This window comes from Zoogloea oleivorans, assembly GCF_008107625.1.
Classification (GTDB): Bacteria; Pseudomonadota; Gammaproteobacteria; order Burkholderiales; family Rhodocyclaceae; genus Zoogloea; species Zoogloea oleivorans.
Window position 1 is genome coordinate 145,334 of sequence record NZ_SDKK01000001.1, and the last position, 10,317, is coordinate 155,650.

Here is a 10,317-nt window from a genome sequence, read left to right on the forward strand (position 1 = left end):
GGGGTCAGTGAGGGGCGTGGAAGCCGTCAGGCACCTTGGCGTGAAAGACCACCGGGACGGCCGGGGCGTCGATGACCGACTGGCGGATTTGCCCGATGACGTGCATCTCGCAGCGCTTGCAGTCGAACCGGAGGGTGAGCCGCTCCTTGCCATTGACGAGGGTCATCGGGTCCGGCTTGATGCCTTTCACTTCCTTCGGGCACAGGTTGAAGCTGTAGCGCAGGCAGTGCTTGGTGATCATCAGCGAGGCGTCGTCGGTGTGCTCGTTGGCCTCGTAGGCTGCCTCGATGAGGGTGACGCCGTGGCGGTGATAGAAGTCGCGCGCCTTCTGGTTAAGCACGTTGGCCAGGTAGCTGAGCTCGGTTTGCGGGTAGGGCACCGGCGGTTCGACCGCGGCCCGGCGTTCGAGGCGGGGCAGGGCAGCCAGGCGGGCGGCCTCCAGCTTGTCGACGGCATCGCGACGCAGGGCGTTGATGGCTGACGGAGGGATGAACCACGGCGCCGAGATGTCGAGGTCAATGTTCCGCGCTTCAAAAATCGTTGTGCCCAGCTTGGCCAGGCTGTCCTTGAGGCTGGAGCGGGCGCGCTCGACGTCTTTCGCGGGCTCTTTGGCATGGGCCTGGCGGGTGCTGACGCAGATGCCGGTTTCGTCGGTCATCGTCAGCGCAAAGCCGTCCGGCGTTTCGGCGAAGGCCAGGTCGACGCCGATGCGGCGCTCGGCGGACTTCTTTTCGAGCATGCGCTCGAACTCGTGGTCGCGGTTGCGGAACATGCCGCTGCCGGGAAAGAGGTCGGTGGGCAGCGGGTCGGCAGTGTAAACGCGGAAGTCGTCACCGACCTTTTCGGCGCGGTTGACGCGCAGGCCCAGCAGTTCACCCTTGCGGTCGTAGAAGGTCAGGCCGTCGCCGTTGTGCAGCTCGACCACGCTGGAAACATCGAAGTGGCGGCGCTGTTTGGTGTCCACGCGGGTCACGCTGCCCACCGGTTCGCCGACGAATTTGGGCGAATCGAAGGCGCCGATGTCGGCGGTACGGCCATTCACGAAGTAGTCGGTGGCGCCGCGGTTGAAGGTCTTGTCGGCCAGCGGCTGGAACAGGAAGGTGCTGCGCCCGGCAGAGGTGCGGGAATATTCCGGCGCGTCCTCCATGATTTCGTCGAGCAGCTGGCGGTAGTGGGCGGTGATGTTCTTGACGTAGGCCATGTCCTTGTAGCGGCCTTCGATCTTGAAGCTGCTGATGCCCGCATCGGCCAGCGCGCGCAGGTTGGCGCTCTGATTGTTGTCCTTCATGGACAGCAGGTGCTGGTTGCTGGTGAGCAGCTTGCCGTCCTTGTCCTCGAGGTCGTAGGGCAGGCGGCAGGCCTGCGAGCATTCGCCCCGGTTGGCGCTGCGGCCGGTGTGGGCGTGGCTGATGTAGCACTGCCCCGAGAAAGCCACGCACAGCGCGCCATGCACGAAGAACTCCAGCGCGCAGTCGGTGGCGGCGGCTACCTTGCGGATGTCGGTGAGCGTCATCTCGCGGGCCAGCACGATCTGCGAAAAGCCCACGTCCTGCAGGAAGCGGGCCTTTTCGGGGTGACGGATGTCGGTTTGCGTGCTGGCGTGTAGCTGGATCGGCGGCAGGTCGAGCTCCAGCAGGCCCATGTCCTGAACGATCAGCGCGTCGGTGCCGGCTTCGTACAACTGGCGAATCAGGGTTTCGGCGCCGGCCACTTCCTCGTCGTGGAAGATGGTGTTGCAGGTGACGAAGACCCGCGCGCCAAAGCGGTGGGCGTGACGGGTCAGGCGTTCGATATCGGCAATGCTGTTCTCCGCGTTGGCACGGGCACCGAAGGCGGGGCCGCCGATGTACACGGCGTCGGCGCCGTGATTCACCGCCTCGATACCGATATCCGCAGTGCGGGCCGGGGCGAGGAGTTCGAGCTGTTTGCGGGAATGGGTCATGCTGGGAGGCTTTCTCTGGGTAATACCGGGATGGACTGGCTGCTCGTCTGGCAGCTTTTCAGCGGGGCATTATCGCCTGCCCGGCAGGGGGCGTCGAGCACCCACCCGAAAGCAGGGCTTGGCGGAGGCTGAATGCACGAGGACAATCCGGCCTTGCAAACTTTTTCCGAGGGCCCGACATGGAATCCCGACTCACCGAAATCGAGATCAAGCTCGCCCTGACCGAAGACCTGGTGGACACCCTCAACATGACGGTGCACCGCCAGCAGGAACAGATCGACGCGCTGCAGCGTCAGTTGGTGCAGCTCTACCACCAGATGCAGTCCGCCGCGCCGTCGGCCGAATCGCGCGATCTGCGCGACGAGATTCCGCCGCATTATTGAGGCGGGTTCAGCCGCCACTCAGGGCCTGGACGATGACAAGCTCGCCGGCTGCAGAGAGCGGCTGCGCGAGATCGCGGGCCTGCACGCCATCGACGAAGAAGCGGATGTGGGGGCGAATCCGCTGCTGTTCGTCGATCATGCGGAAGCGGATTCCCGGGTAGTGCCGGTCCAGGTCGGCGAGGGCCTCGGCGAGCGTGTCGCCGCTGGCTTCGGCGTCGGCCCGCTCGGTGTAGGAGCGCAGGGCGCTGGGGATCAGGACTTTCACGGGCGCCGCGCTATGCGCGCACGGCGGCTTCCACCGCATAGATTTCCGGCAGGTGCTGTGCGATGCATTCCCAGTGCCGGCCCTCGTCGCGGCTCATCCACAGCTCACCGCTGGTGGTACCGAAGTAAAGCCCCACGGGGTCATGATTGTCGGCCGCCATGGCCTGACGCTTGACGGTCCACCAGGCCTGGCTGACCGGCAGGCCCGTGTCGAGGCGCTGCCACGTACCGCCGCCGTCCCGCGTTACGTACACCGCCGGCTTGCCGCCCGGGCTGGTGCGCGGCCACACGCTGGTGCCGTCCATCGGAAACACCCAGGCGGTGTCGGCATCACGCGGGTGCACCACCAGCGGAAAACCGATGCTGCCAACCGCGTCCGGCATGTTCTTGCCGATGTTCTGCCACGTGTCCGACGGCCGGTCGAGGCGGTAGATGCCGCAGTGGTTCTGCTGGTACAGGCGGTCCGGATTGGCGGCGCACAGCCGCATGCAATGGGGGTCGTGAAAGGTGGCGTCACTTCGGTCGAAGCCTTCCACCACATCCAGCCCCTGAATGAGGGGTTTGAATGTCTGCCCTCGGTCTTCCGACTCATGGACGCCGCCGCCCGACATCGCCAGGTAAAGGTGGGCGGCATTGCGTGGATCGACGATGATCGAATGCAGTTTGGGGCCGTCCGGCGTGCCGTCCTGCACGGAGCCCATCCACTGGCGGTAAACGGGATCGTCGTTGAGGCACGAGAAAGGCGTCCACGTTACGCCGCCGTCCTCCGAGCGGAACAGCCCTTGCGGCGAGGTTCCGGCATACCAGACATCGGTTTCGTCGGCGTGGCCCGGCGTCAGCCAGAAGGTGTGATCGACCGCGCGCCCGGCTTGGCCGTCCGTGGCCGTGGCGAAGGCCGGAGGCTGTGCGGCCTCCTTCCAGCTCTGCCCGAGGTCTGTGGAGCGGAAGATGGTCGGACCGAGATGGCCGGTTTTGGCGGCAGCGAGCAGGGTTCGACCGTCACGCGGGTCAAGCACCACATGGTTGATGATGTGACCAAGAAAATGCGGCCCGTCGGCCCGCCAGGCCTTGCGCGCCGGATCCCCGTGGTAGAGCCAGAGGCCCTTGCGCGTGGCTACCGTCAGCAGCGTGGGGTGGTGGCCGGCGGCCTGATCTTCGATGTTCGATGTCATGTCCATCTCCTCATCAACGCCTGAACGTTTCGATCATGCACCGGCCGACAAGTTTCAGTGCAATGTTTCCGGCTTGACCAGCGGCTGCACATCCACCCACACATCGCTGCCGTCTTCGCTTTCGCGAATCTGCAGGCCGAAGGTGGCGAAGGCGGCCTGCACGTCGCGGCGCAGCGGAATGTCGGCCAGCTCGCCCGGGCCGATGGCATGGCCGGCCGCCAGGTGTTGCGCGGTGGTCAGCCAGATCGGCGACAGGAAGGACTGGCTGACCAGTTCCTGCATGGTGGCGCTCACGTCCTTCAGCGGCAGTTCCATGCCGTCGAGGTAGCCCTGCACGTGGGCAACGGCCTGCATCAGGTGGGCGATGCGGCCGAGGCTCTTGGCGAACAGCTCGTCCAGGTTCTGGTCGGCGTAGTAGAGGGTGATTTCTTCCTGCATGCCGCCGGGCAGGGCCTGCATCAGGGCCGCCAGGTGGTTGAGGAGCAGGTCGGAATCGGTGGGGATCGACCAGGCGCTGCGCCGGTTGATTTTGTATTCCAGCCACATGGCGCTGACGATGGGTGACAGAGCCCTGGCCAGCGGCGTTTCTGCGGTGTCGGCGGGCGGCGTGGGGGCATCGTGGAGGCGCCAGCATTCCTTGTGCAGGTGATGGATCAGGCGAGCGACTTCGGCACCGTCGCCGGACAGGATGGCCCACAGCTTGCTGCCGTCGAAGAGCAGGGCCAGCTTGCCGTCGGTGCTGTCCTTGTCGGTAACGATGCGCGACAGGTGGTCGCCGGCAACCGGCAGGGCGCCAAACTGTTGTTCGGTGGCGGGCAGGTCGTCGGTGACGACGATGCGCGACAGGGCCGACAGGTCGAGTTCGGCATCGCGGGCCTGGATGCGGCTGACGAGGGCTTCGATGACCTGGCGGAGGGTGTCGGCGTTCTCAGTGGACGTGGAACCGTCGAATTCGATGTTCATGGTCGGCGGGGGTAATGAATGCGGGGCTGAAATAAAAAAGGCCCGGCGCTGGGCCGGGCCGCGTGCTGCAGCGATTTACTCTTCCACGTGACGCAGGGAGAGGTCGATGGCGCGCACGTCCTTGGTGAGGCTGCCGATGGAGATGCGATCCACGCCGGTTTCGGCAATGGCGCGCACGCGCTCCAGGTTCACACCGCCGGAGGCTTCGAGTTCGGCGCGGCCCTTGTTGATGCCGACGGCGTCGCGCATCTCTTCGAGGCTCATGTTGTCGAGCAGGACCATTTTGGCGCCGGCTTCGAGGGCTTCATTGAGCTGCTCGAGGGTTTCGACTTCCACTTCGATGAACACGTTGGACGGGGCGATGGCCCGGGCCTGTTCCATCACGGCCTTGATGCTGCCGGCGGCGATGATGTGGTTTTCCTTGACCAGGATGCCGTCGTACAGGCCGACCCGGTGGTTGGTGCCGCCGCCGATCTTGACCGCATATTTTTGGGCCAGGCGCAGGCCCGGCAGGGTCTTGCGGGTATCGACGATCTTGGCTTTGGTGCCGGCCACGGCCTGCACGAAAATGGCTGTCAGGGTGGCGGTGCCGGACAGCAGTTGAACAAAGTTCAGGGCGGTGCGTTCGGCGGTCAGCAGCGCGCGGGCGCTGGCGTCCACTTCGCACAGCAACTGGCCGGGCTTGATGCGTTCGCCATCGCGGGCGTGCCAGATGATCGAGGCGTCGGGTTCCAGTGCGGTGAAGGCGGCGTCGAACCAGGCGGTGCCGCACAGCACGGCATCTTCGCGGGTGATCACGCGACCGCGGGCGGTGCGGCTGGCCGGGATGAGCCGGGCAGTCAGGTCGCCGGTGCCGATGTCTTCGGCCAGGGAGGCCGCTACGGAGCGCTGGACTTCAACGCGAAGCTGTTCTGCAAATTCCATCGGGAGTCACCTAATATGTGCTGACGTGAATTCTAACACCGGGTGAAAAGCGGCATGACGACGATGATGAGTGTGCTGGAAGTCAGCCTGGGCGTGCTGCTTGTCCTGCTGGTGGTTGGCGGGCTGAGCTACTGGTATATCCAGGACATCACCCAGAAGAAGCACGCGATCCTGCGCAATTACCCGGTGATTGGCCACCTGCGCTATTTCTTCGAGCAACTGGGCGAGTATTTCCGGCAGTACTTCTTCCTCGGCGACCGGGAAGAAATGCCCTTCAACCGGGCGACCCGCGGCTGGGTGTATCGCCTGGCGAAGAACGAGGGCGGGGTGCTTGGCTTTGGTTCCACCTACGATCTGCATCATCCGGGAGCTCTGATTTTTGTGAACGCCGGCTTTCCGGTGCTGGAGGAAGAGCAGGCGCCGACGCCCCCGCTGACCATCGGCGAGGGTTACGCCGCAAAACCCTTCACGGCCCGTTCCATCGTCAATATCAGCGGCATGAGCTATGGCGCGCTGTCACGGCCGGCAGTGCTGGCCTTGTCGAAGGGCGCCGCCGCGGCCGGCTGCTGGATGGATACCGGCGAAGGCGGCCTGGCGCCGGCCCACCTGGAAGGCGGCGCCGACATCATCATGCAGATCGGCACCGCCAAGTACGGCGTGCGCGATGCCGAGGGCCAGCTGTCCGACGAGCGCCTGCGCGAACGGGCCGCCCATGACGCGGTGAAGGCCTTCGAAATCAAGCTGTCGCAGGGCGCCAAGCCGGGCAAGGGCGGGGTCCTGCCGGCTGCCAAGGTGACCGCCGAAATCGCCCGTATCCGCGGCATTCCGGAGGGCGTCGATTCCATCAGCCCGAACCGCCACCGCGACATCGCCAACGTCAATGAACTCCTCGACATGATCGTCCGGGTGCGCAGCGTTACCGGCAAGCCGGTGGGCATCAAGACGGCCATTGGCGGGCGGCGCTTTCTGCATGAACTGTGCGAGGCGATCCTGCGCCGCGGCCTCGATACCGCGCCGGACTTCATCGCCGTGGACGGGGGCGAGGGCGGCTCCGGTGCGGCGCCCCAGGCGCTGGCCGATCACATGGCCCTGTCCATCGACGAAGCCCTGCCGCGGGTGATCGATACGCTGATCGAGTTCGGCCTGCGCGAGCGCATCCGGGTGATTGCCGCCGGCAAGCTGGTGACCTCGGCACGGGCCGCGTGGGCGCTGGCGGCGGGCGCGGATTTTGTGAACACGGCCCGCGGCTTCATGTTCTCGCTGGGTTGTGTGCAGGCCATGCGCTGCCATCAGAACACCTGCCCGACAGGCATTTCCACCCACAATGCCAAGCTCCAGCGCGGGCTGGTGGTGGAAGAGAAGTACCTGCGGGTGGCCAATTACGCCCGCAACATGAACAAGGAAATCGACATGATTGCCCATGCCTGCGGACTGACGCAGGCGCGCGAGTTTCGCCGCGAGCATGTGCGTCTGGTGCAGACGGCCGGGCGCAGCGAGGCCTTCAACATGATTTATCCCTACCCCGAACGCATCGACGAGGTGCGCAGCCTGGATTGAGCGGCAGGTTCTTGCCGGTGCCATGTCGAGCAGCATCCAGAAGCTTGCCGATGCTCTCGACAGCCAGGCCTTCAGCAGCCGCATGGGCGGCGCGCACGGGGCCGGCGGCATGCCACCGCCGCCCCCACCGGAAGACGACGCGGGGTTCACCAAGGATGAATTGAACAGCCAGCTCAGCGAAATCGACTCGACCGACAGCGAACGTTCGGACCTGATCTCGAAGATCGTCAGCAATTTCGACAAGGCCGACGCCAACGGCGATGGCAAGGTGAGCATGCAGGAGGCGATGGCCTACGACCAGTCCTCGCAAAGCCGCAGCACGTCGTCGTCGACGACCGACACCAGTACCGCCAGCAGCACATCCAGCAGCCAGAGCGATGCGGCCCTGATGCACAAGCTCATGGAGCTGGCACGCGCTTACGGGCCGGACAGCGATGCTTTCAATACCACGAGCAGCCTGACGGTGACGGCCTGAGGCCGGAGACTTTTTGTCAGCGGGACGGTGCGCTCTGGCTGATGGGGACGAAGAGCTTTTCGCCGCCCCTTTGCACCAGCAGCGCCACCGTGCCGCCGGCGCCCTTGACCGCCGCGCGGGCCTGATCGAGCGACGCCACGGTTTTGCCGTTGATCGACAGCACCACGTCCCGCGCCTGCATCCCGGCCGCTTGCGCCGGGCCGTTCGCCGCTTCGACCAGCAGGCCCGCGGCGGAGCCGATGGCGAGATGCTCCACCGGTTGCAGTGGCCTGAGCTGCAGCCCCAGCAAGCTCAGGGCCTGCGTGTCGGCACGCGGCACGGGCGGCGGGCTGGCCGCCTTGCCGGCTTCCCCGAGGGTGACCGTCAGGTGTCCGGGCTGGCCGTCACGCCACACCTCGAAGAGCAGGCGCTGGCCGGGCTGGGCCATCGTCACCAGCGTTTGCACATCCCCCGCCGAGGTGATCGGCTTGCCATCCACGCCAACGATCACGTCGCCGGGCAGCAAGCCGGCCTTGGCGCCGGGGCTGCCCGGCTGCACGTCGAGCAGCAGGGCGCCGGTGGGTGAGGGGAGCCGGAAGGCCTCGGCCAGGGCCTGATTGACCTCTTGGACAGTGACGCCGAGCATGCCGTGGGAGGCATGGCCCGTGGCGACGATCTGCTTTTGCACCTTCAGCGCCAGGTCGATGGGGATCGCAAAGCTGAGCCCCTGAAAACCCCCTGTACGGCTGTAGATCTGCGAATTGATGCCCACCACTTCGCCGCGGGCATTGAACAACGGGCCGCCCGAGTTGCCCGGGTTCACCGCCGCGTCGGTCTGGATGAAGGGCACGCCGCTGCCGTCCGGCAGGGAGCGCCCCTTGGCACTCACCACGCCGGCACTGACACTGTTTTCAAAGCCATACGGCGCGCCGATGGCCAGCACCCACTGGCCCACCTGCAACTCTGCCGGATTGCCGATGCTTACCGTCGGCAGGCCGCGGGCGTCGATCTTCAGCACGGCGATGTCGGTTTTCCTGTCGCTGCCGATCACGCGGGCGTGGAACTCGCGCCGGTCGGTGAGCTTGACGACCACGTCGCTGGCGTTGGCGATCACGTGGGCGTTGGTCAGGATGAGCCCGTCCTCGCTGACGATGAAACCCGACCCCAGGCCCCGTACCGGCACCTGCATGCTCGCCCCCGTGCCGCCGAACTGCTGCTGGAAGCGGCGCAAAAACTGCTGCATCGAGTCGGCGTCGTTGTCGTCGCCCGCCGTGTCGCTCGTGTCGGGGCCGACGGACACCTGGCGCATCCCGCTGATGCTGATGTTGACCACGGTCGAACCGTAGCGCCGGGTGATCTGCGAAAAGTCCGGCACCCCCACGGTGGCGAAGCTCGCCGGGGCGTCCGTGCCGGGTTCTGCCGCATGGGCCGGGGGGAATGCCACCCCGCCGGCACACAGGATGGCAGCCAGTCCGAGGCTCAGGTGGGCGTACAGGCGGGGAGCGGGATTCCCGCAGGAATGGATGGTCATGGTGGCCTCCCTCAGAGGCGTGCTGAAAGCGCTTGCTGCAGAGTCCCCTAACGGGGATTGAAATTCGTGTCTGTCGGGCCGAAGCCGTTTTCCTGGTATTCCACATCGCCGTCCTTCGCCCACACGTAATGGGGTTGGTCGGCGGGGGTCAGGTAGACCGCTCCGGCCGGCACGGCATGCACCCGTGTCTCGTCGAAGACCGTGCCGAAGCCCACGTAGAGTGTCCCCGAGAGCACGCTGGTGACCCGGTCTTCCGGATGGGTGTGGGCGCCGATCCGTCCGCCGTCGGCGAGCTTCACGCGCAGTACGTAGGGGCCGGCGTCCTTCTCGCTGCCCAGCATCCAGGCCACCTTGAGCGCCGGGATGTTCGGCGGGCCGGCCCATTTGAGGGTGTCGGGAAGCACCGGTGCCAGGCCCGAGAAAGGTTCTTCGCTGCGCGCTGCCGGCGGCGGCTCCATGACGGGAGAGGGCTCGGCCACCTCTTCGGCCAGCGCGTGGCCAGTGCCGGCAAGGACAAGCAGGGCGGCCTGGATAATGAGTCTGCGCATTACTTTATTACCTGAAAAGGCGGCGCAAATACGTTAGCCGGTTTGCGGCCGGATGACCAGTCAAAGGGCTTGTGCGACGGTCTGCCGTACCGTTTCTTCCAGATGTTCCGCCAGACAATCCAGCTCCACCAGATCGCCCCAGTTTTCGCGGAAGTTGCGTTGCCAGGTGATTTGCCGTTTGGCCAGCTGGCGGGTGGCGAAGATGCCCTTGTTGCGGAAGGTCGGGAGGTCGCAGTGGCCTTCCAGGTATTCCAGCGCCTGGCGGTAGCCGACGCAGCGCATGGAAGGCAGGTTGGGCGTGAGTTCGTAATGGCGGCGCAGGCGCACGACTTCGTCCACAAAGCCGGCCAGCAGCATGCTGTCGAAGCGCCGCTCGATGCGGGCGTGGAGCACAGCCCGGTCGCTCGGGGTGAGGGCGATGGGGATGTAGCGGCGGCTGTCGGGCGCGGCGTCCCGCCGGGCGTAGCTGGCGGCCAGCGGCTGGCCGGTGAGGCGGACGATCTCCAGCGCGCGCTGGATGCGCTGGGCCCCGTGGGGCTGCAGGCGCGCGGCGGCGTCCGGGTCGAGGCAGGCCAGGGC

The 10,317-nt window shown here is 66.1% G+C and carries 11 protein-coding genes; 3 read left to right on the plus strand and 8 right to left on the minus strand.

All coding sequences use genetic code 11. The features are described 5' to 3' along the window. Window positions 1–4: 4 nt before the first annotated feature. Complete coding sequence (locus ETQ85_RS00740; RefSeq protein ID WP_148577210.1) at window positions 5–1,942, minus strand: peptidase U32 family protein; 1,938 nt, start codon at window positions 1,940–1,942, stop codon at window positions 5–7. Between the two features lie 179 nt (window positions 1,943–2,121). Here ETQ85_RS00740 and ETQ85_RS00745 point away from each other — a divergent pair, with 179 nt between their 5' ends. Next, window positions 2,122–2,325 (plus strand): SlyX family protein, encoded by a 204-nt coding sequence (locus ETQ85_RS00745; RefSeq protein WP_148577211.1) that lies wholly within the window; start codon window positions 2,122–2,124, stop codon window positions 2,323–2,325. A 7-nt stretch (window positions 2,326–2,332) separates the two neighbouring features. Here ETQ85_RS00745 and ETQ85_RS00750 read toward each other — a convergent pair whose 3' ends face one another. From ETQ85_RS00750 to nadC, 4 genes are all read right to left on the minus strand, one after another. Next, a complete protein-coding gene (locus ETQ85_RS00750; protein WP_148577212.1) occupies window positions 2,333–2,590 on the minus strand; it encodes a MoaD/ThiS family protein in 258 nt (85 codons plus the stop codon). A 10-nt stretch (window positions 2,591–2,600) separates the two neighbouring features. Further along, entirely contained in the window at window positions 2,601–3,761 is a 1,161-nt protein-coding gene (locus ETQ85_RS00755; RefSeq protein ID WP_148577213.1) for a WD40/YVTN/BNR-like repeat-containing protein, read from the minus strand. A 54-nt stretch (window positions 3,762–3,815) separates the two neighbouring features. Further along, window positions 3,816–4,724 (minus strand): hypothetical protein, encoded by a 909-nt coding sequence (locus ETQ85_RS00760; RefSeq protein WP_148577214.1) that lies wholly within the window; start codon window positions 4,722–4,724, stop codon window positions 3,816–3,818. Between the two features lie 75 nt (window positions 4,725–4,799). Further along, on the minus strand, window positions 4,800–5,648 hold the full coding sequence (gene nadC, locus ETQ85_RS00765) for a carboxylating nicotinate-nucleotide diphosphorylase (protein WP_148577215.1): 849 nt from the start codon (window positions 5,646–5,648) through the stop codon (window positions 4,800–4,802). Window positions 5,649–5,702: 54 nt separating this feature from the next. Between nadC and ETQ85_RS00770 the strand changes: the two genes are divergently transcribed. Both ETQ85_RS00770 and ETQ85_RS00775 read left to right on the plus strand, forming a co-directional pair. Then, on the plus strand, window positions 5,703–7,205 hold the full coding sequence (locus ETQ85_RS00770; RefSeq protein ID WP_187394530.1) for an FMN-binding glutamate synthase family protein: 1,503 nt from the start codon (window positions 5,703–5,705) through the stop codon (window positions 7,203–7,205). Between the two features lie 22 nt (window positions 7,206–7,227). Next, window positions 7,228–7,680, plus strand: coding sequence for a hypothetical protein (locus tag ETQ85_RS00775; RefSeq protein WP_148577216.1), 453 nt, complete (start codon window positions 7,228–7,230; stop codon window positions 7,678–7,680). Window positions 7,681–7,696: 16 nt separating this feature from the next. Here the strand turns inward: ETQ85_RS00775 and ETQ85_RS00780 are convergent, their stop codons facing one another. From ETQ85_RS00780 to ETQ85_RS00790, 3 genes are all read right to left on the minus strand, one after another. Further along, the gene (locus tag ETQ85_RS00780) at window positions 7,697–9,190 is read right to left on the minus strand and encodes a Do family serine endopeptidase (RefSeq protein ID WP_148577217.1); all 1,494 of its coding nucleotides are present in this window, start codon (window positions 9,188–9,190) and stop codon (window positions 7,697–7,699) included. A gap of 47 nt (window positions 9,191–9,237) precedes the next feature. After that, window positions 9,238–9,738 carry a cupin domain-containing protein gene (locus tag ETQ85_RS00785; RefSeq protein WP_222862011.1) on the minus strand — a complete coding sequence of 167 codons (501 nt, stop codon included), beginning with the start codon at window positions 9,736–9,738 and terminating at the stop codon, window positions 9,238–9,240. A 60-nt stretch (window positions 9,739–9,798) separates the two neighbouring features. Then, window positions 9,799–10,317, minus strand: a 519-nt coding sequence (locus ETQ85_RS00790; RefSeq protein ID WP_281283064.1) for a tRNA (adenosine(37)-N6)-dimethylallyltransferase, incomplete at its 5' end; no start/stop codon positions are given.